The organism is Dactylosporangium sp. NPDC051484 (assembly GCF_040689395.1).
Classification (GTDB): domain Bacteria; phylum Actinomycetota; class Actinomycetes; order Mycobacteriales; family Micromonosporaceae; genus Dactylosporangium.
In genome coordinates this window covers 50,115-76,093 of record NZ_JBFAZX010000025.1, presented here as the reverse complement: position 1 = coordinate 76,093, position 25,979 = coordinate 50,115, and the positions used below count along the sequence as shown (strand labels likewise).

Annotated in this window: 6 protein-coding genes and 1 pseudogene; 3 read left to right on the top strand and 4 right to left on the bottom strand. The window is 76.1% G+C overall.

The annotated features are described in order from the left end of the window. Nucleotides 1-11 precede the first annotated feature (11 nt). Nucleotides 12-22,145: a non-ribosomal peptide synthase/polyketide synthase gene (locus tag AB0367_RS29975; protein WP_366229815.1), complete on the top strand. Its 22,134-nt coding sequence runs from the start codon at nucleotides 12-14 to the stop codon at nucleotides 22,143-22,145. A 71-nt stretch (nucleotides 22,146-22,216) separates the two neighbouring features. Here the strand turns inward: AB0367_RS29975 and AB0367_RS29970 are convergent, their stop codons facing one another. Then, complete coding sequence (locus AB0367_RS29970) at nucleotides 22,217-23,251, bottom strand: ABC transporter substrate-binding protein (protein WP_366229814.1); 1,035 nt, start codon at nucleotides 23,249-23,251, stop codon at nucleotides 22,217-22,219. Nucleotides 23,252-23,467: 216 nt separating this feature from the next. On the opposite strand from AB0367_RS29970, the gene panD reads away from it, so the two are divergent. Both panD and AB0367_RS29960 read left to right on the top strand, forming a co-directional pair. After that, entirely contained in the window at nucleotides 23,468-23,929 is a 462-nt protein-coding gene (gene panD / locus AB0367_RS29965; protein ID WP_366229813.1) for an aspartate 1-decarboxylase, read from the top strand. Continuing rightward, nucleotides 23,926-24,285: a hypothetical protein gene (locus AB0367_RS29960; protein ID WP_366229812.1), complete on the top strand. Its 360-nt coding sequence runs from the start codon at nucleotides 23,926-23,928 to the stop codon at nucleotides 24,283-24,285. Before panD ends, AB0367_RS29960 begins: the two co-directional genes overlap by 4 nt. Nucleotides 24,286-24,383: 98 nt before the next feature. Here the strand turns inward: AB0367_RS29960 and AB0367_RS29955 are convergent, their stop codons facing one another. From AB0367_RS29955 to AB0367_RS29945, 3 genes and pseudogenes are all read right to left on the bottom strand, one after another. Then, nucleotides 24,384-25,250: a universal stress protein gene (locus tag AB0367_RS29955; RefSeq protein WP_366229811.1), complete on the bottom strand. Its 867-nt coding sequence runs from the start codon at nucleotides 25,248-25,250 to the stop codon at nucleotides 24,384-24,386. A gap of 107 nt (nucleotides 25,251-25,357) precedes the next feature. After that, nucleotides 25,358-25,525: pseudogene (locus tag AB0367_RS29950) on the bottom strand (hypothetical protein); the annotation flags it as partial. A 71-nt stretch (nucleotides 25,526-25,596) separates the two neighbouring features. Continuing rightward, nucleotides 25,597-25,869 carry a hypothetical protein gene (locus AB0367_RS29945; RefSeq protein ID WP_366229810.1) on the bottom strand — a complete coding sequence of 91 codons (273 nt, stop codon included), beginning with the start codon at nucleotides 25,867-25,869 and terminating at the stop codon, nucleotides 25,597-25,599. Nucleotides 25,870-25,979: the final 110 nt, after the last annotated feature.

Below are 25,979 nucleotides of genomic sequence, written 5' to 3'. Positions count from 1 at the left end.
GGCGAGCGACGATGGCTGTGGAGCGCACCGTGGACCTGCTGCGGCGGCTGGACGAGTGGAACGACGCGACCGAACCCGAGCGCCGCGCGGACGTGGCCACACTGTTCACCGAACAGGTCCGCCGCACGCCGCACGCCCTCGCGCTGGTCGCCGGCGACGTCCGGCTCGACTACGCCGAGCTGGGCGCCAAGGTGTTCCAGCTGGCCCGCGCCCTGCGCCGGCAGGGCCTGACCGACGAGGGCATGGTCGGCATCGCGGCACCCCGCTCGGCCGAGATGGTCATCGGCGTGCTCGCCGCGATGGTCGCGGGCGGCGCCTTCGTGCCGGTCGACCCGGCCTGGCCCGCCGAGCGGCGCCGCCAGGTCCTCGCCGACGCCCGGGTCACCCACGTGCTCGACGACCTCGACCTCGCCCGGTGGGCCCACGCCGGCGAGTCCGCCGAGCCGCTGGAGGTGGACATCGCCCCCGGCCGGCTCGCCTACGTGATCTTCACGTCGGGCTCCACCGGCCGGCCGAAGGGTGCGATGATCCGGCACGAGGCGATCTGCGAGCGGCTGCGCTGGCAGATCGAGGAGATCCTGCGCTTCGGCCCCGGCGACGCCACCCTGTTCAAGGCGCCGCTCGCGTTCGACATCTCGGTGAACGAGATCCTGCTGCCGCTCGTCAGCGGGGGCTACGTCGTGGTCGCCGAACCGGGCGGCGAGCGCGATCCGCAGTACCTGCTGGATCTCATCGCCCGCGAGCGGGTCACCTTCGTGTACCTCGTCTCGTCCATGCTCGACGTGCTGCTGGAGATGGACCGCGGCATCGGCCGGCTCGCCGGGCTCAAGCACGTCTGGTGCGGCGGGGAGGTGCTCACCCCCGAGCTGTTCGAGCGCTTCCGCTCCCAGCTGGCCACCACGATGTACCACGGCTACGGCCCCGCCGAGGCCACCATCGGCGTCTCGCACGTCGTCTACCGCGACTCGGCCGAGCGGATCGCCAGCTCCATCGGCCGGCCCAACCCGCACACCCAGCTGTACGTCCTGGACGACGCGCTCGTCCCGCTGCCGCCCGGCGCGACCGGCGAGCTGTACGCGGCCGGGTTCCTGCTCGGCCGCGGCTACGTCAACGCGCCGGCGCTGACGGCCTCGCGGTTCGTCGCCAACCCGTTCGACGCGCGCGGGGCCCGCCTGTACCGCACCGGCGACCTGGCGCGCTGGATGCCGGACGGCACGCTGGAGTTCGTCGGCCGCGCCGACAACCAGGTGAAGATCCGCGGCATGCGGCTCGAACTCGAGGAGGTCGAGGCCGTCCTCGCCGCGCACCCGGCGGTGCGGCAGGCGGCCGTCACGCTGCGGCACAGCCCGGCGGGCGCGGCGTACCTCGCCGGCTACGCCATCGCCGAGGCCGCCGGCCCCGAGCCGGCGGCGGGCCTGGCGTCAGATCTGGCCTCAGACCTGGAATCATGGTGCGCCGACCGGCTGCCGGAGCACGCCGTCCCGTCCGCCTTCGTCCTGCTCGACGCGTTCCCGGTCACCGCCAACGGCAAGGTGGACCGGGCCGCGCTGCCCGCCCCGGCGCCGGCGGCCGGCGAGCAGGCCGCGGGCCGCGCCCCCGCCACCGGCCGCGAGCGGGCACTGTGTGACGTCTTCGCCGAGGTGCTGGGCCTGCCGTCGGTAACGGCCGACGACGACTTCTTCGCCCTCGGCGGCGACAGCATCGTGGCCATCGGCGTCGTGCGGCAGGCCCGGCGGGCCGGGCTCGTGCTGCGCCCGCGCGACCTCTTCGCCCACCGCACCCCGGCCGCGCTGGCAGCGGTGATCGAGGCGCCCTCGGAGCCGCCGGCCGGACCACCGGTCGAGCCCACCGGCGCGGTCGCGGACACGCCGATCGTGGCCTGGCTGCGCGAGCACGGACCGGCGCTCGACGGGTTCTTCCAGGCGATCACGCTGCACACCCCGGCCGGGCTGACCCTCGACGGGCTGGAGCGGATCGCGGCCGCGCTGCTGGACACCCACGACGTCCTGCGGGCCGTCGTCGACGACCGGGGCGGCCTCACCATCCCACCGGCCGGCATCCGCCCCGCCGTCCTCAGGGTGGCGGCGGACGCCGACCACGAGGCCGCGACGGCCCGTGAGACCGCCGCCGCGGTCGCCCGCCTCGACCCGCGCGCGGGCGTGATGGCCGCCTTCACCTGGCTCGACGCCGGGCCCGGCACCCCCGGCCGGCTCGTCGTCGCCGTCCACCACATCGTGGTCGACGGGGTCTCGCTGCGCATCCTCGCGGAGGACCTGCGCACGGCCTGGGACGCCGTCGCCGCCGGTCGCCCGATCGCGCTGGAGCCGGCCGCCACCTCGTACCGGCAGTGGGCCGCCGCCCTCGCCGCCGCCCCCGAGCGGTTCACCGGCCACGAGGAGTACTGGCGAGCCGTGGCCGCCACCCCCGACCCGCCGCTGGGCCGCCGCCCGCTCGACCCGGCCCGCGACGTCGTCGCCAACGAGGAACGGCTCACCGTCACCCTGCCGGCCGACGTCACCTCCCGGCTCCTCGGGCCGGTGCCCGCGGCCGTGCACGGCGGTGTCGACGACGTGCTGGTCACCGCGGCCGCGCTGGCGGTGCGGCGCTGGCGCGGCGGCGACGGGCACTCGGCCGTGCTGCTGGAGCTGGAGGGGCACGGCCGGGAGGAGCACCTCGTCGGCGACCTCGACCTGTCCCGGACGTTCGGCTGGTTCACCACCCTGTACCCGGTCGCGGTCGACCCGGGCGACGGCGTCGACCTCGGCGCCGCGGTGAAGGCCGTCAAGGAGCAGCTGCGGGCCGTGCCGGGCCGCGGGCTCAGCCACGGCGTCCTGCGTCACCTCGCCGGCCGGCCCGGCCTCGCCGTGTCGCCCCAGGTGCTCGTGCACTACCTCGGCCGGTTCGGCGCCGGCACCGGCGAGCCGTGGACCGCCACGGGTGGCGGCCCGGTCGTCGCCGAGGACCGCGACCCGAAGATGCCGATGCCGCGCGTGCTGGAGCTCAACGCCGTCGCGGTCGACACCGTCGACGGGCCGCGGCTGTCGGCCACCTTCAGCTGGCCGGCGGGCGTGCTCGCGGCCGCCGACGTGGCCGCGCTCGCCGAGCACTGGACCGGCCTGCTCACCGCGATCGCCGCCGACCCGGGCGTCGGCGGACACACCCCGAGCGACTTCCCGCTCGTCGCGCTGGCCCAGGCCGACGTGGACCGGTTCGACGGACCCGCCCTCCGCGACATCCTGCCGCTCGCCCCGCTGCAGGCCGGCCTGTACTTCCACCACCTGCGGGCCGGCCGCGCCGCCGACCCCTACATCGTGCAGCAGCTCGTCCAGCTCGCCGGCCCGCTCGACGCGCAACGGCTGCGCGCCGCCGCCGACCGGCTCCTTGAGCGCCACCCGAACCTCGCCGCCGCGTTCCGGCCCGTCGGCGACGGCAGCGTCGTCGCCGTCCACACCGCCGGGACCCGAGCGCCGTGGCGATACGTCGAGCTGCCCGGCACCGCCGAGCTCGACGGCATCGCCGCCGCCGACCGGACCCGGCCGTTCGACCTCGCCGAGCCGCCCGCCATGCGCTTCACGCTGGTGCGCCTCGCCGCCGACCGGCACGTGCTCGTCCACACCGTCCACCACATCCTCGCCGACGGCTGGTCGGTGCCGATCATGCTCGACGACCTGCTCGCCGGGTACGCCGGCGCCGAACAGCCGTCGCCAGTGCCGTTCCGCGCGTTCCTCAGCGCCGTCGCCGCACGCGACGCTGAGGGCGACCGGGCCGTGTGGGACCGCGTCCTCGACGGCGTCCACGAGCCGACCCGGCTGCTCACCGCGCTGGCCCCGCCCGCCGGCGCCGCCGCCGGGTTCGGCCGCGTCGTGCGTGATCTACCCGCCGGGCTCGCCGACCGGCTGCGCGCCTTCGCCACCGCACAGGGCCTGACCCCCGGCAACGTCGTGGCCGGCGCGTGGGGCGTCCTCGTCGGCCGTCTCACCGGCCGGCCCGACGTCACGTTCGGCTCGACCGTCGCCGGACGGGCGCTCGCCGTGCCGGGCATCGAGCGGATCGCCGGCCTGCTCATCAACACCGTGCCGGCCCGGGTCCGGTGGGCGCCGGGGGAGCGGCTCGCCGCCGTGCTCGCCCGCCTCGCCGCCGACCAGCGCGAGACGATCGAGCACGAACACGTGCCGCTCTCCGACCTGCACCGGCGGCTCGGCCCAGCCCACTCGACCGGCCCGGCCGAACTGTTCGACACGCTGGTCGTCGTCGAGAACTACCCGGCCGCCGAGGTCGGCCGCGGCGGCGTGCGGGTGGCCGGCATCGACGTCGTCGAGGCGCCGCACTACCCGGTCACCCTCATGGTGCGCCCGGCCGGACCGTTCACGGTCACGCTCACCCACGACCGCGCGCACATCGACGCCGCCACCGCCGAGCGGCTGCTGGAGCACTATCTGCGGCTGCTCGACGCGGTGGCCGCCGACGCGACCTGCGCGGCGCCGCTGGCCGATGGTGCCGGCGAGCCCCCGCAGCGCGCCGGGGCGCCCGAGGCGACCGTCCTGGACCTGCTGCGCTACCCGGATCGCACCGCCGTCGTATGCGGCGCGGAGGAGCTCGGATATCGGGAGCTGGACCGCCGCTCGGGGCGGCTCGCCCACGCGCTCGCCGCGGCCGGCGTGCGCCGCGGCGACGTCGTCGCGGTGGCGCTGCCGCGCGGCACCGACCTCGCCGTCGCGCTCCTCGGGGCGCTGCGGGCCGGCGCGACCGTCCTGCCGCTCGACCCGGGCTACCCGGCCGCGCGGCTGCGGTACATGATCGAGGACGCGGCACCCGTGTGCGTGCTCACCGGCGGGCCCGCCGCCACGGCCCTGCCGCCGCACGGCCGGCCCGAGCTGGCCGTGGGCGACGCCGTGGCGGGCGCGGCGGGTGAGCTGAGCGCCGCCGGGCTGACCGGGGCGGATGCCGCGACCCTGCTGTACACGTCGGGCTCCACCGGCCGCCCGAAGGGGGTCCTCGGCACGCACGCCGCACTGGCCAACCGGCTCGCCTGGGCGCGCGCCGCGTGGCCGGGCGAGCGGCGCGTCGCCAAGAGCTCGCTCAGCTTCGTCGACGGCGTGACCGAGCTGCTCGGCGGCCTCGTCGCGGGCGCCACACTGGTCCTCGCCGATGACACCACCGCCGCCGACGGGGCCGCGCTCGGCCGGCTCGTCGAGGCAACCGGCGCCACCCAGCTCCTCGCCGTGCCCAGCCTCGCCGCCGCGCTCGCCGACAGCGCACCGGGCCGGGTCCGCGCCCTGCGCCGCTGGATCATCAGCGGGGAGGCGCTGACGCCGCCGGTCGTGCGGGCGCTGGCCGCCGCGTCGCCGGACGCCGAGATCGTGAACTCCTACGGTTCGTCGGAGGTCGCCGGCGACGTGCTCACCGCGGTCGTCGGCGTGCTCCCCGGCCCGGTGCCGCTCGGCGCCCCGGTGCCAGGGGTCCGCGTCCACCTGCTCGACAGCGCGCTCGACCGGGTCCCGGCGGGGGTCACCGGCGAGATCTACGTCGGCGGCGTGCAGAACGCCCGCGGCTACCTCGGCCGGGCCGCGGCGACGGCCGAGCGGTTCGTCGCCGACCCGTTCGGCGCGCCCGGCGACCGGCTGTACCGCACCGGCGACCTCGGCCGGTGGACCGCCGACGGGCAGGTCGAGTTCCTCGGCCGCGCCGACGACCAGGTGAAGATCAACGGATTCCGGGTGGAGCTCGGCGAGATCGAGGCGGCCCTGACCCGGCTGCCGGGCGTGCGCGACGCCGTCGCCGCGAGGGTCGGCGGCGCCCTGGCCGCCTACGTCACCGGCGACACCCAGCCCCGCGACGCCCAGCCCGGCGAGATCCTCGCGGCGCTGCGCGCCGAACTGCCCGCCCACCTGGTCCCGGCCACCGTCACCGTTCTCGACGCGATCCCGCTGCTGCCCAACGGCAAACGCGACCGGGCCTGCCTTCCCGCGCCCACCCTGCCCGCGCCCACCCGGGCGGCCGCCCGCGCCGCCGCGGCGCCGACACCGCGCCAGGCCCGCATCGGCGCCCAGTTCACCGCCGTGCTCGGCGTCGAGACCGGCCCCGACGACGACTTCTTCGCGCTCGGCGGGGACAGCATCGCCGCGATCCGCGTCGTCAACCGCCTCGCCGAGGAGGGTATCGTGCTCACCACCGGCGACGTGCTTCAGCTGCGCACCCCCAGGGCGATCGACGGCCACCTCACCGGCGCGGCGGCACCGGCCGCCGACCCCGACGGAGGCGACCTCACCGTCATCGACGCCGGCACGGTCACCTCGACCCTGCGGCACCTGCCCGGCGCGGACGGCACCGCCGTCGCCGAGACCTGGCCCCTGTCGCCGCTGCAACGGGGCGTCTACTACCAGGCCACCTTCGACCAGGGCGACGAGGGCCGGGCCGCCGGCACGTACCTCGCGCAGAACGTGTTCGAACTCGACCGGCCGGTCGACGTCGAGGCGATGACCGCCGCGTTCGCGGCGCTGCTGCGCCGCCATCCGACGCTGCGGGCCGGGTTCACCGACACCGGCCTCGCCGAGCCGGTCCAGGTCATCGCCGGCGAGGTGCCCGCCCGCGTCGCGGTCGTCGACGTCACCGGCGACGACGCCGCGTTCGCCGAGCTGGTGCGCCGCGACGGCGCCGAGCCGTTCGACCTGGCCGCCCCGCCGCTGGTACGGCTCACCGTCGCCCGCCGCGGCGACCGCGACTCGCTCCTGCTGACCAGCCACTTCCTGCTCTGGGACGGGTGGTCCCGGGAACTGGTGCTGCGCGACCTCTTCGCCCTCTACGCCGGGCGGACACCCGCGCCGCCGGCCGCGTCCTTCACCGACTACCTCGGCTGGCTCGCCACCCGCGACACCGGCGCCACGACGCGCGCCTGGCGCGACGCGCTCGACGGCGTCACCGAACCGACCCTGATGGTCCCGGCCGCCGCCGGGCGCGCGCCGATGCTGTCCGAGCGGGTCCTCGCCGCCGTGCCCGCCGACGTCACCGCCCGCCTCACCGGCCGGGCCCGCGACGCCGGGCTGACGCTGAACTCGGTCCTCACCGCCGCCCTCGGCCTCGTCCTCGGCTACCACACCGGCCGCGCCGACGTCGTGTTCGGCATCACCGTCGCGGGCCGGCCCACCGGCCTGCCCGGCATCGAGGACGTGATCGGCCTCTTCCTCAACACCGTGCCCGCCCGGGTCTCGGCCACGGCCGGCACGACCGTGCTCGACCTGGCCCGCCGCGCCCAGCGCGACCGCATCGACCTCGCCGCGCACGAGCACCTCGGCCTCGGCGAGATCCACCGGGCCGCCGGCCACGAGCAGCTCTTCGACACCCTCTACGTGCTGCAGAACTTCCTCGCCGACGACACGTTCGCCGACCTGGAGCGCGAGCACGGCATCGTCGGCGTCGAGTACACCGACACCACCCACTACCCGCTGACGTGGGTGGTGACGCCCGGCGCGCGGCTGCGCGTGAAGCTGGAGTACCGCCCCGACGTCGTCACCGAGGCGCAGGCCACCGCCCTCGTCGAGCGGTTCACCGGCCTGCTGTCCACCCTCGCCGACGGGTTCGACGTCCCGGCCGGCGCGCTGGAACTGGTCCTGCCCGCCGAGGCCGGCGCCCGGCGCGCCGCGTGGCGGGCGGGCGAGCACCCGATCGGCGAGGCGACCATCGCCGACCTGCTCGCCGAGCGGGCCGCCGCCCAGCCCGCGGCGACCGCCCTCGTCTTCGGCGGCGAGTCGCTCACCTACGCCGAGCTCGACGCGCGGGTCAACCGGACGGCGCGGCTGCTGCTGGCGGGCGGCGCCGGACCGGAGCGGATCGTCGCCCTCGCCCTGCCCCGAGGCATCGACATGGTGGTGGCACTGTTCGCGGTGCTGCGCGCCGGCGCCGCCTACCTGCCGCTGGAGCTCGACCACCCGCTGGAGCGGCTCGCCGGCATGCTCGACGACGCCCGGCCGGCGCTGCTCGTCGCGCTGCCGGACGCGCCCATCCGGGACCGGTACCGCGGCACCGCCGTCGCACCGCACGAGGCCGCCGGCTACCCGGCCGACCCGCCGCCCGCCGCGCCCGACCGGCACCGGCTCGACCGGCCCGCCTACGTCATCTACACGTCGGGGTCCACCGGCCGGCCGAAGGGCGTCGTCACGCCGTACCGCGGCCTCACCAACATGCAGCTCAACCACCGCGCCGAGATCTTCGGCCCCGCGGTCGCCCGCGCCCGGGCCGCCGGACGGGAACGGCTGCGGATCGCGCACACGGTGTCGTTCTCCTTCGACATGTCGTGGGAGGAACTGCTGTGGCTGGTCGAGGGCCACGAGGTGCACGTCTGCGACGAGGAGTTGCGCCGTGACGCGGTCGCCCTCGTCGCCTACTGCCGCGCGCAGGGCATCGACGTCGTCAACGTGACCCCGACCTACGCGCACCACCTGTTCGACGAGGGGCTGCTCGACCCGGCCGGCCACCCGCCGACGCTCGTCCTGCTGGGCGGGGAGGCGGTCTCCGACACGGTCTGGGCCCGGCTGCGCACGCCCGGCGGGCCGAGCGGCTACAACCTCTACGGCCCCACCGAGTACACGATCAACACCCTCGGCGCCGGCACCGGCGACAGCCCCACGCCCACGGTGGGCCGGCCGATCTGGAACACCCGCGGCTACGTCCTCGACGCCTTCCTGCGCCCCGTGCCGACCGGTACCGCCGGCGAGCTGTACATCGCCGGCGCCGGCCTGGCCCGCGGCTACCTGCACGCGCCGGGCCTCACCGCGTCCCGGTTCGTGGCCGACCCGTTCGTGCCCGGCGGGCGCATGTACCGCACCGGCGACCTCGTCCGCGAGCGCCCGAGCGAGATCCTCGACTTCCTCGGCCGCGACGACGACCAGGTGAAGATCCGCGGCTACCGCGTCGAGCTCGGCGAGGTCGAGGCCGCCGTCGCCGCCCTGCCGCAGGTCCGGCAGGCGGCCGTCGTCGCCCGGCCCGGCCCGGCCGGCACCCGGCGTCTCGCCGCCTACCTGGTGCCCGACGGCGCCGCCGGGGCCGACCTGCCCGCCGTGGTGCGGGCCGCGCTCGCCGAGCGGCTGCCGTCCTACATGGTCCCGGCCCTCTACGGCGTCGTGGCCGCGCTGCCGCTCACCGTCAACGGCAAGCTCGACGTCGCGGCCCTGCCCGAGCCGTCGGCCCCGTCGGCCGGCGCGGTGCTCGGTCCGCGCGACGAACGGGAACGCGCCCTCTGCGCGATCTACGCCGAGGTCCTCGGCATGCCCGAGGTCGGCGTCGACGAGGACTTCTTCGCCGCCGGCGGCGACAGCATCTCCTCGATCGCCGTCGCCGGGCGGGCCCGCGCCGCCGGCCTGCCGGTGACGCCCCGCGACATCTTCCGCCGCCGCACCGTCCGGGCCGTGGCCGCCGCGCTGCCCGCCGCCGCGCCCGCGCCGGTCACCGCCCCCGGCGACGGCACGGGACCGGTCCGGCTGACCGCGATGCTCGCCGAGACCCGCGACGCGCAGACCCCGCTCGGCCACTTCTACCAGGCGATGGCCCTGCGCACCCCGGCCGGGCTGACCCGCGCCGCGCTCGACGCCGCGCTGCGCGCCCTGGTCGGCACCCATGACCTGCTGCGCGCCGTCCTCGGTCCGGACTGGACCGTCACCGTGCCCGCCGCCACCGCCGGCGTCGAGGTCCCGGTGACCGAGGGCGACACCGGCGCCGCCGGGCTCCAGGCCGCCGCCGCCCGGCTCGACCCCCACGCCGGCCGCATGGTCGCGGCGGTCTGGTCGAGCGCCGCACGGGAGCTGCTGCTCGTCGTCCACCACCTCGTCATCGACGGCGTCTCCTGGCGCATCATCGGTGCCGACCTCGCCCGCGCTTGGGCTAACCTTCAGGCCGGCTTCGAGGCCGGCGGCCCGGCCGCCCTCGACCCGGTGCCCGTGTCGTTCGCCGCCTGGTCCCGCCTCGCCGACACCGACCGGTTCGACGGCGAGGAGCCCCACTGGCGCGAGGTGCTCGACACCCCCGACCCGATCCTCGGCGCCCGGCCGGTCGACGCCGCCGTCGACACCGCGGCCACGGTCCGGTCGGTCACCCTGACCCTGCCGAGCGAGGTGAGCGGCGCGCTGCTGTCCCAGGTGCCCGCCGCGTTCCACGGCACCGTCAACGACGTGCTGCTCACCGCGTTCGCGCTCGCCGTGCGGGCCTGGCGGCCGGCGCAGAGCACGGCGGTCCTGCTCAGCCTCGAAGGCCACGGCCGCGACGGGGACGTGTTCGGCGCGCCAGACGCCGACCTGTCCCGCACGGTCGGCTGGTTCACGGCCATCCACCCGGTGCGGGTCGACCCCGGGGCGCTGGGCTGGGCCGAGGTGCTCGCCGCCGGCCCGGCGCTCGCGGCCGCCGCCAAGGCGGTCAAGGAGCAGCTGCGTTCGGTGCCGTCGCGCGGCGCCGGCTACGGCGTGCTGCGCCACCTGCGGCATCGGCTCACCGGCGCGGTACCACAGATCCTGTTCAACTACCTCGGCCGCTTCCCGGCCGGCGCCGGCGCCGACTGGGCGCCCACCGGACCGCTGCGCGAGGGCGTCGACCCCACCAACCCGGCGATGACCCTGGAGGTCAACGCGTTCGCCGCCGACAGCGCCGAGGGCACCACGTTCACGGCGACCCTGTCCTACCCGGCCGGCCTGTTCGCCGAGGCCGACGTGACCGCGCTCGCCGTGCGCTGGCGCGCCGCGCTGGAGGCACTGACCCGCTGCACCGACCACGCCGGGCACACCCCGTCGGACTTCCCGCTCGTCGCCCTGATCCAGGCCGACGTCGACGACCTCACCGGCGACCTCGGCGCCGTCGAGGACGTCCTGCCGATGCTGCCGCTGCAGCAGGGCATGTACGTGCACCACCTGGTCGCCGAACGGGGCGCCGACACCTACCTGGTCCAGCAGGTCGCCCGGCTGTCCGGACCGGTCGACCCCGAGGCGCTGCGCCGCGCCGTCGAGGCGACCGTGCACCGCCACGCGGCCCTGCGCGCCGGGTTCCGCGAGCTGCGCGATGGGCGTGTCGTGCAGGCCGTCGCCGCCTCCGTCCGGGTGCCGTGGCGGGCCACGTCCGTGCGCTTCGCCGACGAGCTGGCCGCCTTCTGCGCGGCCGAGCTCGCCGAGCCGTTCGATCTGGCCAGCCCGCCCGCGCTGCGCTACGCGCTGGTGTCGCTCGGCCCCACCGACCACCGGCTGGTCGAGACGATGCACCACATCCTCGCCGACGGCTGGTCCTACCCGCTGGTCTTCGACGACATCGTCACCGCCTACCGGCAGGGCACCGGCCTTCCCGCGACCGCCGTGACCTACCGCGACCACGTCGAGTCCGTGCTCGCCCGCGACCCGGCCGCCGCGCGCGAGGTCTGGGCCCGCACGCTCGCGGGCGTCACGCCGGCGCTGCTCTACCCGGCCGGCAGCCGAGTCGCGGCGCACGACAGCGTCCACAGTGCACTGCCCGCGCAGCGCACCGCGGCCCTCGCAGCCCTGGCCCGCGCCCATGGCATCACCCTGTCCACCGCCGTGCACGCCGCCTGGGGTCTGCTCCTAGGCAGCCTGCTCGGCCGCGACCGGGTCGTGTTCGGCTCCACCGTCTCCGGCCGCGGCGGCGACCTGCCCGGCGTCGAAACCGTCGTCGGGCTGCTCATCAACACCGTGCCGCTGCCGATGTCGTGGGATCCGGGCGAGCCGGCCGGCGCCGTGCTCACCCGGCTGCAGGAGCAGCAGACGGAGGTCCTGGACGCCCAGCACGTCGGCCTCGCCGAACTGGCCCGGCTGGCCGGCACCCGCGACCTGTTCGACTCGCTGGTCGTGGTGGAGAACTTCCCCGCCGTCCGCGCGGACGAGGACGCCGGGCTGACCGTGCTCGGCTTCACCGGCACCGACTCGCCGCACTACCCGCTCGCCCTGGTCGCGTTCCCCGGCGAGCAGTTGACCCTGGAGGTCAAGTACGACACAGCGCTCGTCGGCGCGGCGCGGGCCCGGATCCTGCTGGCCGCGGTCGAGTCGATCCTCGACCGGCTCGCCGACGGGTTCGCCACGCCGGTCGCCGACCTGCCCGGCCTCGACTCCGGCTCCGGCTCCGGCGCCGCGCTGCGGCCGCTCGCCGCCGGTGTCACCGGGACCCTCGCCGCGCGGTTCACCGCCGACCCGGCCGCCGTCGCGGTCAGCCACGGCGCCGACCGGCTCACCTACGCCGAGCTCGACGCCCGCGCCGATCGGCTCGCCCACGAGCTGGCCGCGCGCGGCGTGCGGCCCGAGTCGCGGGTCGCCGTCGCGCTGCCCCGCGGCAGCGGCCTGATCGTCGCGCTGCTCGCCGTCGTGCGCTCCGGCGGCTGCTACGTCCCGGTCGACCTCGGCGCGCCGGCCGCGCGGGTGGCGTACATCCTCGACGACGCCGCACCCGTCTGCGTGCTCACCGACCGGGCCACCGCACCCGGGCTCGCGGTGCCCGGCGGGATACCGGTCGTCCTCCTCGACGATCCGCTGCCCGCCCACCCGGCCGGACCGGTCGCCGGCGCGGATCCCCGCCCGGACAACACCGCCTACGTCATCTACACCTCCGGGTCGACGGGGCAGCCGAAGGGCGTCGCGGTCACCCACCGCAACGTGCTGACGCTGTTCGCCGCCGCCCGCGAGCTGTTCACCTTCGGCCCCGACGACGTGTGGACGATGTTCCACTCCTCGGCGTTCGACTTCTCCGTGTGGGAGCTGTGGGGCGCGCTGCTGCACGGCGGCCGGCTCGTCATCGTCGGCGGCGACGTGACCCGCGACCCGCGCCGCTTCGCCGCCCTGCTGCGCGACGAGCGGGTCACGGTGCTCAACCAGACGCCGTCGGCGTTCTACCCGCTCACCGGCGAGGACACCGCGGGACTCGCGCTGCGCTACGTCGTCTTCGGCGGCGAGGCGCTCGACCTCTCCCGGTTGGCGCCGTGGTACGCCCGGCACGCCGACGACGCGCCGCTGCTGGTCAACATGTACGGCATCACCGAGACCACGGTGCACGTCACGTTCCGTGCCCTGGCCAGAGCCGACACCGCAGCCGGCAGCGTCATCGGCGCGCCGCTGCCGGGCCTGCGCGTCCACGTCCTCGACGACCGCCTGCTCCCCGCCCCGGCCGGCGTCACCGGCGAGATCTACGTCGAGGGCGAGCAGCTCGCCCGCGGCTACCTCGACCGGCCCGGCCTCACCGCGGCCCGGTTCGTGGCCAACCCGTTCGGGCCCGGACGGCTGTACCGCAGCGGCGACCTCGCCCGCCGCACCCCGACCGGCGACCTCGTCTACGCCGGCCGCTCCGACCAGCAGGTGAAGGTCCGCGGCCACCGCATCGAGCTCGGCGAGGTCGAGTCGGCGCTGTCGGCGCTCGACGGCGTCGTCACCGCCGCGGCCGCGCTGCACGACGGGCGGCTCGTCGCCTACCTCGTCGGCCGCCGCGGCGCGGACGACACGATCCGGGACGCCCTCGCCCGGCGGCTGCCCGCATACATGCTGCCGTCCGCCTACGAGTGGCTGGACGCGCTACCGCTGACCGTCAACGGCAAGCTCGACCGCGCCGCCCTCCCGGCGCCCAGCGGCGACCGCGGCCCGGTCGAGGTCGACGGCGACGAGCCGCCGGCCCAGCGGCTCCTGCGGGAGCTGGTCGCCGAAGTCGTCGGCGTGCGCGCGGTCGCGGCCGACGAGGACTTCTTCACCGTCGGTGGCGACAGCATCATCGCGATCCAGCTCGTCAACCGCGCCCGCCGCGCCGGGCTCACGCTGACCCCGCGCGACGTCTTCACGCACCGCACCCCGGCGGCTCTGGCTGCCCTGGCGACGCAGGCCGCGTCGGCTAATCCGGCCGAGCCGCTCGCCGCGCCCCCGGCAGCACCCACCGGCGGGGACGGTGACGGCGTCGGTGAGGTGCCGCTGCTGCCGATCGTGCAGCGGCTCGCCGAACTCGGCGGCCGCATCCACCGGCACAACCAGGCCGAGCTGCTGCTCACCCCGGCCGGCAGCACCCGCGAGGGGATCGCGGACCGACTGCGTGCCCTGGTCCGCCGGCACGACGCCCTTCGCCTGCGGCTGCACCGCCCCTCGCCGCTGCTGTGGTCGCTGGAGGCCCGGCCCGCCACCGACGCCGTGCTGGACGGCGCGCTGGAGCTGCGCCGGGTCGACGCGGCCGGCCTCGGCGACGAGGCGCTGCGCGAGCGGATCGGCGCCGAGTCCGACGCCGCCGCCGACCGCCTCGACCCGGACGCCGGCGCGACGCTGCAGGCCGTGTGGTTCGACCGCGGCCCGGACCGGCAGGGGCGGCTCCTGCTCGTCGCGCACCACCTCGTGGTCGACGGCGTGTCCTGGCGCATCCTCACCGACGAACTACGCGACCCGGAACCCGGCCCGGCCGGCACCTCCCTGCGCGCCTACGCGCGGCTGCTGCACGAGCAGGCCGGGCAGGCGGCCCGGATGGGCGAGTTCGAGCACTGGAGCCGGACCCTCGCCCCGGGCGGCGACCTCGACCCCGCCCGGCACACGGTCGGGCTCACCGTCGGCGCGACCCGCGACCACGAGTTGCGGCTGCCGCCCGCCGTCACCGAGGCACTGCTCGCCGCCGCCGGCGGCGACGTCACCGGCCTGCTCGTGGCCGGCCTGCGCCTCGCCGTCACCCGGTGGCGCGCGGCCCGCGGGGCGGACCCGTCCGCCGAGCTCACCCTCGACCTGGAGCGGCACGGCCGGGAACCGTTCCCCGGCACCGACCTGTCCCGCACGATCGGCTGGTTCACCGCCATCGCACCGGTGCGGCTGCCGGCGGTCCCGGGCACGCCGGCCGAGGCGCTCGCCGACGTCCGCGAGCGGCTCGCCGCCGCCCCCGACAACGGCATCGGCTTCGGCCTGCTGCGCTACGCCAACGCCCGTACGGCCCCCGCGCTCGCCCGGCTCGGCACCCCGCAGGTGCTGTTCAACTACCTCGGCCGCTTCGGCGGCGGGACCGCCGACTGGGACACCGCGCCCGAGGCCGGCGCCCTGCGCGCCGCGCCGGACCCGGATCTGGGCACCCCGTATCTGCTGGAGATCAACGCGGCCTGCCACGCCACCCCGGACGGCCCGCAGCTGCGCGCCGTGCTCACCTACGCCGACGACGGCCTCGACGTCGACGGCCTGGCCGGCGAGTGGGCCACCGCGCTGGGCGAGTTGTCCGGCGGCGGCATCCAGGCGTGGCCGCTCTCGCCGCTGCAGGAGGGCCTGTTCGTCCAGGCCCGCCTCGCCGGAGACGCCGACGTGTACGTCGCCCAGAACGCCTTCGACTTCGCGGACCGGATCGACCCGGACCGGCTCGCGCGGGCCTGGACCCGGGTCCTGCGGCGGCACCCGGCGATCCGGCTCGGCTTCACCGCCGACGGCCGGCCGCGCCCGGTCGCGCTGCTCGGCACCGGGCTCACCGGCCGGGTCGACGCCGTCGAGGCGGACGGAGACGCCGACCTCGACCGCATCATGGCCGCGGACCGGTCCCAGCCGTTCGACCTCGCCCAGCCGCCGCTGGCCCGGCTCACCGTCGTACGCCGGCCCGACGGCACCGACCGGCTGCTGTTCACCTACCACCTCCTGCTCTGGGACGGCTGGTCCCGCGAGCTGGTCCTGCGCGACCTGTTCGCGCACTACGCCGGCCAGACCCCACCCGAACCCGCTGGGCGGTTCACCGACTACCTCGAGTGGCTCGCCCGGCAGGACACCGCCGCCTCCGCCGCCGCCTGGGCCGCGGAACTGGCCGGACTCGCCGAACCGACCCTGCTCTACCCGCAGGCCGCCGGCACCCGGCCCGTGCTCGCCACGAGCCTCGCCCGGCAGCTGACCGAGGAGCGGACCGCGCGGCTCGTCGCGCGGGCCCGCGGTGCCGGCGTCACCCTCAACGCGATGCTCAGCACGGCCCTCGGCCTGGTGCTCGCCCACGCGACCGGCCGCGCGGAGGCGGTCTTCGGCACCACCGTGGCCGGCCGCCCGACCGAGCTCGACGGCATCGACGAGGTCGTCGGCGTGTTCCTCAACACCGTGCCCGCCCGGATCGCGTTCGCACCGGGGGAGCCGGTGCGCGACGTGCTGCACCGGGTCCAGGCCGCCCGGGTCGCGATGATGCCGCACGAGTACCTCGGGCTCGGCGACATCCAGCGCGCCGCCGGCAGCGGTGGTGGCACGCTGTTCGACAGCCTCTACGTGCTGCAGAACTTCCTCGGCGACGACACGTTCACCGACCTGGAGGCCGAGCACGGCATCGTCGGCGTCACCGCGGTCGACGCCACCCACTACCCGCTGACCTGGGTCGCCACCCCGGGCCGGCGGCTACGGCTGCGGCTGGAGTACCGCGCCGACGTGGTAGCGCACGCGGAGGCCGAGGCGTTGCTGGAGCGGCTGGAGCGCATCGTGCTGTGCCTCGCCGACGACATCGACTCGCCCGTCGCCATGCTGCCCGTCGCAGGCCAGGCCGGACAGCCCGCCGCCCTCGCCGGCCTGGCCGGTGTCGACCGCCCGGTGCTGCCCGACACGATCGCGGAGCTGATGGCCGCCCAGGCGGACCGCACCCCGCACGCACCGGCGCTCACCGCCGGCGCGACCACCCTCACCTACGCCGAGCTCGACGCGCGGGTCAACCGGCTCGCCCGCTACCTGCTCGCCGCGGGCGCCGGCCCGGAACGGGTCGTGGGGCTGGCCCTGCCGCGCTCCCTCGACATGGTGGTGGCGCTGTTCGCGGTGCTGCGCACCGGCGCCGCCTACCTGCCGCTGGAGCTCGACCACCCCGACGAGCGCCTGCGGGTCATGGTCGAGGACGCCCGGCCGATGCTCGTGCTCAGCGCCGGCCGGCTCGGCGGCACCCGCCTGGACACGCTCGACCTGTCGGCGTATCCGGACACCCCGCTGACCGCGCGGGAGCTGGGCCCGTTCGCGCCCGGCACGCCTGGGCGGCTCGCGCATCCCGCGTACGTCATCTACACCTCCGGCTCGACCGGCCGGCCGAAGGGCGTCGTCACGCCGTACCTCGGCCTGACCAACATGCAGCAGAACCACCGGCAGGCCATCTTCGGACCGGCCATCGCCGCGGCCGGCGGCCGGACGCTCACCATCGCCCACACCGTGTCGTTCTCCTTCGACATGTCCTGGGAGGAGCTGCTGTGGCTCGTCGAGGGCCACCACGTACACGTCTGCGACGAGCAGCTGCGCCGCGACGCGGCCGCCCTGACCGCCTACTGCCGGCGGCACCGTGTCGACGTCGTCAACGTGACCCCGACGTACGCGCAGCACCTGCTCGACCAGGGCCTGCTCGACGGGCCGCACCGGCCGGCGCTGGTGCTGCTCGGCGGCGAGGACGTGCCGCAGCCGCTGTGGAGCACGCTGCGCGAGGCGGACGGCGTGCTCGGCTACAACCTGTACGGCCCCACCGAGTACACCATCAACACCCTCGGCGGCGGCACCACCGGCAGCACCACCTCGACGGTCGGCACCCCGATCTGGAACACCCGCGCCCACATCCTCGACGGCTGGCTGCGCCCCGTCCCGCCGGGCGTGCCCGGGGAGCTGTACGTCACCGGCGCCGGCCTCGCCCGCGGCTACCTCAACCGGCCGGCGCTGACCGCCGAGCGGTTCGTCGCCGACCCGTTCACGCCGGGCGGGCGCATGTACCGCACCGGCGACCTCGTCCGGCTGCGCCCCGACGGAAACCTCGACTTCCTCGGCCGCACCGACGACCAGGTGAAGATCCGCGGCCACCGGGTCGAGCTGGGGGAGGTGCAGGCGGCGGTCGCGGCCCGGCCGGGCGTGCGGCAGGCGGCCGTCCTCGCGGCGCCCGACGCGACCGGCGGCAAGCGTCTCGTCGCCTACGTGGTGCCCGCCGGCGACGACGTCGACGGCTTCGACCTCGCGGCGCTGCGCGACGGGCTCAAGGCCGCGCTGCCGGGCCACCTGGTCCCGGCCGCCTACGCGGTCGTGGCGGCGCTGCCGCTGACCGTCAACGGCAAGCTCGACACCGCCGCGCTGCCCGAGCCGCGCACCGTGGCCACCGCCGGGCGGGCCGCCGCCACCGACGCCGAGCGGCGGCTGTGCGCGATCTTCGGCGAGGTGCTCGGCGTCGCCGATTTCGGCGTCGAGGACGACTTCTTCGACCGCGGCGGGCACTCGCTCGTCGCGATGCGGCTGCTCGGCCGGCTGCGCACCGAGCTCGGCGCCGACCTGCCGCTGCGGGAGCTGTTCGACGCGCCGACCCCGGCGCGGCTGGCGCCCCGGCTCGGCACCGGCCCGGTCCGCCCGCCGCTGCTCCCGCGGCCGCGAGCGGCACTGGCCGAGCAGCCGCCGCTGTCGCCGGCCCAGCAGCGGCTCCTGCTGCTGCAGCACCTCGACCCGGCCTCGACCGCCTACAACTACCCGCTGCTCGTGCGGCTGCGCGGCCGGATCGACCGGGCCGCGCTCGCCGCCGCGCTCGGCGACGTGCTCGCCCGGCACGAGGTGCTGCGCACCCTCGTCACCCTCGACGGGCAGCGCATCGTCCCGCCCGAGCGGGCGCGGGTCGACGTCGGCGACGCCATCGACCCGCTGCTGTCCCGCCCGTTCGACCTGGGCGCCGAACTGCCGGTGCGGGCCGCCGTCGTCGAGGAGCCAGGCGGGAGCTCGATCCTGGGCCTGGTGCTGCACCACATCGCGATGGACGAGTGGTCCGACCGGCCGCTGCTGCGCGACCTCAGCGACGCCTACCTCGCGCGCCTCGCCGGTCGCGCCCCGGACTGGCGGCCGCTGCCGGTGCAGTACGCCGACTACGCCGCCTGGCACGCCGACGTGCTGGGCGACCCGGCCACGGAGCGGGAGTTCTGGCACAGCTGCCTGCACGGGCTGCCCGACGAGATCCCGTTGCCCGGCACCCGGCCCCGCACCGGGCGCCCCGGCCGGGCCGGCCTGGTCAGTGCGACGCTCCCGGCCGAGCTGGTCGCCCGGCTGCGCGGCCTCGCCGCCGCCGGGTCGGCGACGCTGTTCATGGCCCTGCACGCGGGCCTCGCCGTGCTGCTGCACCGGCACGGCGCCGGCGACGACGTGCCGATCGGCACCCCGACCTCCGGCCGCACCGACCCGGCCCTGAGCGACCTCGTCGGGTTCTTCGTCAACACCGTGGTGCTGCGCGCCGACCTGTCCGGGGCGCCGACGTTCACCGATCTGCTGCGCCGCGTCCGCGCCGCCGACCTTGCCGCGTTCGAGCACGCGGAGCTGCCGTTCCAGCAGGTCGTCGAGGCCGTCAACCCACCGCGCGCGGCCGGGCGCAACCCGCTGTTCCAGGTGATGATCGGCTACCACCACCGCACTGCCGGCGACGGCACGCTGCTCGGCCTGCCCCTCGGCGACGAACCGGACTCCGCCACCGACCCGAAGGTCGACCTCAACGTCACCTTCGTCGACGCCGGACCGGCCGTCGACCTGACCGTCGAGTACGACACCGGCCGGTTCGAGGACGGCACCGCGCGCCGGCTGGCGAGCCGCCTGGTCCGGCTGCTGACCGACCTTGCCGAGCATCCGGACCGGCCGGTCGGCGACGCCGCCCTGCTGTCCGGCGACGACGAGCGGGACCTGGCACGGTGGCACACCGGCGGCCCGCTGCCGGCCCTTGACGCGGCCTCTGAACCGGGCTCGGAGCCGTGGGTGGCCGCGTTGCGCCGGCACGCGCGGGACACCCCGGACGCCGTCGCCGTGCGCGGTGCGGACCGGACCCTCAGCTACGCGGCGCTCGACGCGGCGTCGGACGCCCTCGCCGCCCGGCTCGCGGCGTGCGGCGCCGGCCCGGAGCGGCTCGTCGGCATCGCCCTGCCGCGCACCGTGGACCTCGTCGTCGCGGTCGTCGCCGTGCACAAGACCGGTGCGGCGTACCTGCCGCTCGACCCGGCGTATCCGGCGGAGCGGTTGCGGTACATGATCGACGACGCCCGGCCGGTCGTGGTTCTCTCCGCCGACCCCGGTTTCGCCGGCGGCGCCTGCCCGGTCATCGGCCCGGACCCCGCGGCCGAACCCGCGGCGGACACCGGGACGCCGCCGCCGTACGTGGCCCCCGACCCGGGCACCGCCGCGTACGTCATCTACACGTCGGGCTCGACCGGACGGCCGAAGGGCGTCGTCGTCACCCACCGCGATCTGGGCGCGTTCCTCGCCGCGGTCGACACGGTGGCGCCGGTGACCGCCGGCGACCGGGTGCTCGCCGTGACCACCCTGTCGTTCGACATCGCCGTGCTGGAGCTGCTGCAGCCGCTGCGCCGTGGCGGCGGCGTGATCCTGGCCTCCGGGGAGCAGGTGCGTGATCCGGCGCTGCTGGCCCCGCTGGTGGCCGAGGCGACGGTGATGCAGGCGACCCCGTCACTGTGGACCGCGCTGCTGGAGGCGGCCGACACCGACCTGTCCGGGCTGCGGGTCCTGGTCGGCGGCGAGGCGCTGCCGCCCGCGCTCGGCGCCGAACTGCACCGGCGTGCGCGCGGCGTGACCAACCTCTACGGGCCGACCGAGGTCACCGTCTGGGCCACCGCCGCCCCGGTCGGAGCCGGCCGTCCGACGATCGGGCGGCCGCTGCCCGGCACCACCGCCCACGTCCTGGACGCCGCGCTGCGGCCGGTCCCGCCGGGCGTCCCGGGCGAGCTGTACCTCGGCGGCGCCCAGGTGACCCGCGGCTACCACGGCCGCCCCGCGCTCACCGCGACCCGGTTCGTCGCCGACCCCACCGGACCCGGGCGGCTATACCGCACCGGCGACCTGGCCCGCTGGACGCCCGACGGCGACCTGGAGTTCCTCGGCCGCACCGACCATCAGGTCAAGGTCCGCGGGCACCGCATCGAGCTGGGCGAGGTCGAGGCGGCCCTCGCCGCCCACCCCCTGGTCGGCCGGGCGGTCGTCGTCGCGCGCGGCGATCACCTCGTCGGCTACGCCACCGGCGACGCGGCGCGGGTAACCCCGGCCGAGCTGCGCGACCACCTCGCCGATCGGCTGCCGGGCTACCTGGTGCCGTCCGCGTTCGTGGTGCTCGACGAGCTGCCGCAGACGCCGAACGGCAAGATCGATCGGGCGGCGCTGCCCGAGCCCGCGGGCGCCACGGCGGCCGCGCCGGCGCTGCCGCGTAGCCGCGTCGAGGCCCGGCTGTGCGCGATCGTCGCGGATCTGCTCGGCGCCGCACGGGTCGGGGTGAACGACGACCTGTTCGCGCTGGGTGCCCACTCGCTGCTGCTGGTGCGGCTCGCCGCCGCGATCCGCCGGGACCTCGGCGCCGACCTGCCGGTCGCGGACCTCTTCACGGCGCCGACGGTGGCGCAGCTGGCCCGGCGGATCGCCGGCGACGCCCCGCCCGGCGACGCGCTCGCCCCGGTCGTCGTGCTGCACGCCGGCCTGCAACCAGGCCTCCAAGCTGGCACGGATCGGCCGCCGCTGTTCTGCCTGCCGCCGGCGAGCGGTCTCGTGTGGCAGTTCGCCGGCCTGAAGCGGTACCTGCCGCAGGACATCCCGCTGATCGGGCTGCAGTCGCCGCGGCTCGGCCGGGACGCGGACCTGCCGGCCACGATGGCCGAGCTGGCGGCGCAGCACGCGGCGCGGATCGCGGAACTGGCGCCGGCCGGCCCGGTCCGGCTACTCGGCTGGTCGTTCGGCGGCGCGCTCGCGCACGTCATCGCCGAGCGGCTCGTCGCGACCGGGCGGGAGGTGACGTTCGTCGGGATGCTCGACGCGCGCGCCGACGCGACACCCGCGGCGACGGGGGAGTGGGACGGGCCGGCGGCGATCGCCGCGCTGCTGACCGAGCTGGGCTACCGGGTGCCGGCGGCGGTGTCGCTCCCCGAAGCGGTGGCGCTCGTGCGGGGCCTCGGCGGTGCGCTCGGCGCGCTCACCGACGCGCAGATCGCCCGAGTGGTCGAGAACTACCTCGACAGCGACCGGATGATGGCGGGCGCGCGCTACGGCGTCCTCGACGCGGACGTGTTCTTCGTCGACGCCACGGTCCCGGAGCCCGGCCACACCGGCGACGCCTCCGAGGGCTGGCGGGCCCACGTGGCGGGCCGGCTGCGCACGGCCGCGATCGCCTGCGGCCACTCGGAGCTGCTTGACCCGGACGTGCTGGAGCGGCTCGGCCCGCTCATCGCCCGCGAGCTATGACAGTCGCGGACATGCGAAAGGTGCGGCGTCCCGTCCGGGACGCCGCACCCGTCTGTCTCCCGCGCGTCGCGCTACAGGGGGCCGACCTTCGTCGCGGGGTTGTTGTCGGTCGCGGCGGCCAGCTGCGGCACCAGCTGGTCGAGCGCGAAGAGCAGCGCGTTGGGCCCGCTGTAGGACAGCGCGCCGGCCAGCGGAGTCTCGAAGGTGGTGTACAGCGTCCGGTCCTCGGTGACGACCTTCAGCTTCGCGAAGACCGGCGACTTGAGCATGGTCTCCTTCGTCGCCCCGTTGACGAACAGCACGTCACGGTCGAGCAGGTCGAGCCGCTCCTCGCTGATCTCGTCCTTCTCCTGCTGCGCGGCGAAGCCCAGCGCGTCGAACAGCGCCCGGCGCGGGTCGCCCGCCGGGATGAGCCAGTGCTGGCCGTTCTCCGGGCCGAAGTCCTCAACGAGCACCTTGCCGGCGAACTCCGGGTGCGCCTTGCGCACCTCGGCGATCTTCGCCTTCACCTTGTCCACGAGGGCCTGCGCCTCGGCCTGCTTGCCCAGCGCCTTGCCGGTGGTCAGCGTCTGGACGTCCCAGGGCGTCTGCTCGTCGGCGTAGTCCTTGGACTGCACGACCGTCGGCGCGATCTGGTTCAGCCGGTCGTACGTCTCCCGGTTGATCGTCTCGTAGATGGCGAGGATGAGGTCGGGCTTCTGCTGCAGGATCGCCTCGAAGTTGATCTCGGCCGAGAACGTCGGCAGCGGCTTGCCGCCGAGCACGGGGGCCACCCACGGGTACTTCGGGTACTCGGTGAACCACTCCCGGGTACTGACCGGGACGACCCCGAGCGCGATCGCGAAGTCCTGGTCGCTCCAGCCGACGGTGACGACCCGCTTCGGCTCGGCATCGATCTTCGTCGTGCCGAACTTGTGCTCGATCGTGACGGGGAAGGCGGCGGCCCGCGCCGGCGCCGCCGAACCGCTCGGCGCCGCCGCCGGCTCGTCCTTGCCGCCGCAGGCCGTGAGCGCGGTCGCCGCCAGCAGCGCGGCGGCGGCGATGGCGACGCGGCCGAGTCGGGCGCCTGGTCGTCGGGGGGCGCGAAGGGTGCCCGGTCGGATCATCTGTACTCCTTCGTCAGGTCGGGTCCGCGGTGGGGCAGCGCGGCGAAGCCAACGTAGGTTAGCATTGCCTAACTTAGGTTTGGCTATCCTATCTTGATATCGATCGCGCTGCGATTGGCGTGGCATCGATCGATGGCCCCGGTGCCGCGCCGGCCCGTTCGGCGACCGGTCCGGAGGCCGGTTCCAAGACCCCCGCATCCATCCGGAGAGGACGACATGCAGCGCACCCTGATCGGCGGCAAGATCCATCGAGCCACGGTGACCCAGGCCGACCTGCACTACGTGGGATCGATTACCATTGATGGCACGCTCATGGACGCCGCGAACCTCGTCGAGGGCGAACAGGTGCACGTGGTCGACATCGACACCGGCGCCCGCCTCGTGACCTACGTCATCGAGGGCCCACGGGACACCGGCGTCATCGGCATCAACGGAGCGGCGGCCCGGCTCGTGTCCCCGGGCGACCTCGTCATCATCATGTCGTTCAACGTCGTCGACGAGGCCGAGGTGGCCGGGCACCGCCCGCACGTCGTGCACGTGGACCGGGACAACCGCATCGTCGAGCTCGGCACCGACCCGGCGGCACCCGTGCCGGGCGAGCCGGACCAGCGCTCGGGCCGGGTGCTGGCGCCGGCCGGCGCCGGCGGGCCCGGCGGAGCGGTGCACCAGACCCGGTGAACCAGGACGATGCCTGCACCCTCACCGTGTGCCGGGACTGTTGCTGCGGCAGCCCAGACAAGCACCCCGGCGTCGACCACGACGCGCTGCTGAGCGCCCTGCGCGCCGCGGACGGTCATCGGGTCCGGGTCAGCGAGTGCCTGTCGGTGTGCGAGCGCTCCAATGTGGTCGTCGTGCAGCCGTCCCGCGCGGGCCGCCGTCGCGGGGGCCGCCCGGTGTACCTCGGCGAGGTGCTGCACGACACCGCGGTCGCCGAGGTCCTGTCCTGGTTGAGCGCCGGCGGCCCGGGCCGGTCCCCGATGCCGCCGGCCCTGCACGCGCACCAGTTCGACCAGACGGCCGCCGACGGCTGTTGACTCAGGCCGGGCTCGGCCGGCTCCCGGCCGAGCCCGGCGCTGGGAGCGTATCGGTGCCCAGGTCGATTGTGCGGTCCCAGCGCCATGGGCCGGGCCGCTTACGACGCCTTGCGCTCGTGCGCGATGAGCACCGGGCACTCCGCGTGGTGCATGAGCTGCTGGCCGACGGAGCCGAGCAGCAGGCCGGCGAACCCGCCGTGGCCGCGGCTGCCGACGACGACGAGCTGTGCGGTGTGCGAGACGCCGACGAGCACCTTGGCCGCGCGGCCGTCGGCGACGAGGGCCTCGACCTTGACGTCCGGGTACTTCTCCTGCCAACCGGCCAGCGAGGCGTCCAGCGCGGCCCGCTCCTGCGCGTCGATGTGCTCGACGGGCAGCGCGGGCTGAGCCGGCATGACGTGGGCACGGACGGCGACCACCTCGGCCCCGCGCACCCGGGCGGCCTCGAACGCCAGCGCCAGCGCGGCGTCACTGGACGCCGAGCCGTCCACGCCGACCACGACCGGGCCGTCGAGGGCGCCGGAGCGGCCGCGGACGACCACGACCGGGACGTGGGAGTGGGTGGCGACCTGCTGGCTGACGGACCCCATGACCAGGTTGGTCAGCCCGCCGGCGCCGCGGTTGCCCACGACGATCATCCGGGCGCCGGCGTCGCCGAGGTCCAGCAGCGTGGACGCGGGCGGCGCCTCGACCGAGACGCCGAAGACGTCGATGCCGGTGCCGCGCTCGCGGACCCGCGTGACGATCTCGGCGACGAGCTGTTCGGCGGCCTCCCGCGCGGCCGTGATCTGCTCCGCGACGGCGATGTAGTAGGCGCCCGGCCAGGCGATCTGGTAGGCGTTGACGATCTGCAACTGGCTGCCCGTGCGTTCGGCCTCGGCAGCGGCCCAGTCGACCGCCCACCGCGCCTCGTCGGACCCGTCGTAGCCGACGACGATCCGGTGCTCGCTCACGATCGCGTTCATCGCATCCTCCTCGATGATTCCTACCTTCAGCCTGGATCGAGCGGCGCCGGCGGACCAGGGAACATGGGCGCGACGGCTCCGGGTCCTAAGTCCCGGAGCCGCCGGGCTCAGCGGGTGTCCGAGCAGGTGGCGGTGACGGCGCTACGGCCGGCCTCGAGCCGGGCCGCGGGCACCCGGAACGGCGAGCAGGACACGTAGTCCAGGCCCAGCTCGAGGTAGCGGGTGAAGAACGCGCCCTCGACATCGTCGCGGGAGAAGCCCCAGCCCTTGGTCATCCCGCACCTCCACAGGGTCCGGACCGACGCTGGGCACGGGTCGGGCCGTCGTGGCAGGGTCGATGGACCCGCTACGACAGGCCGATCCGCGACCAGGCGTAGGGCTCAGCGGCCGGCGTCATGAGATCCCGCGCGGTGGCACCGCCGATGCGGTCGCGGCGGCGGCGCTGGCGGGGCGTGCCCGCCACGCGTGGCCCATCGGCCTCGAACAGCTGCGGGTAGGCGCCGGGATCGACCATGCCGAGCAGCCGGCCCGATCCGTCCACCACCGCCACCGCCCGGGCGCCGGCGCCCTCGACGGCGTCGACCACCTGCTGCAGCTCGGCGTCGGCACCGACGGTCACGACACCAACCGCCCCGTCCGATCCGATCGACGCTTCCGACACGAGCGACCCACCTCCTCCGGCCTCAAGCACAGCGTAGGCACCTCTGCCGGGCCGGGGCAGGCGCGGAC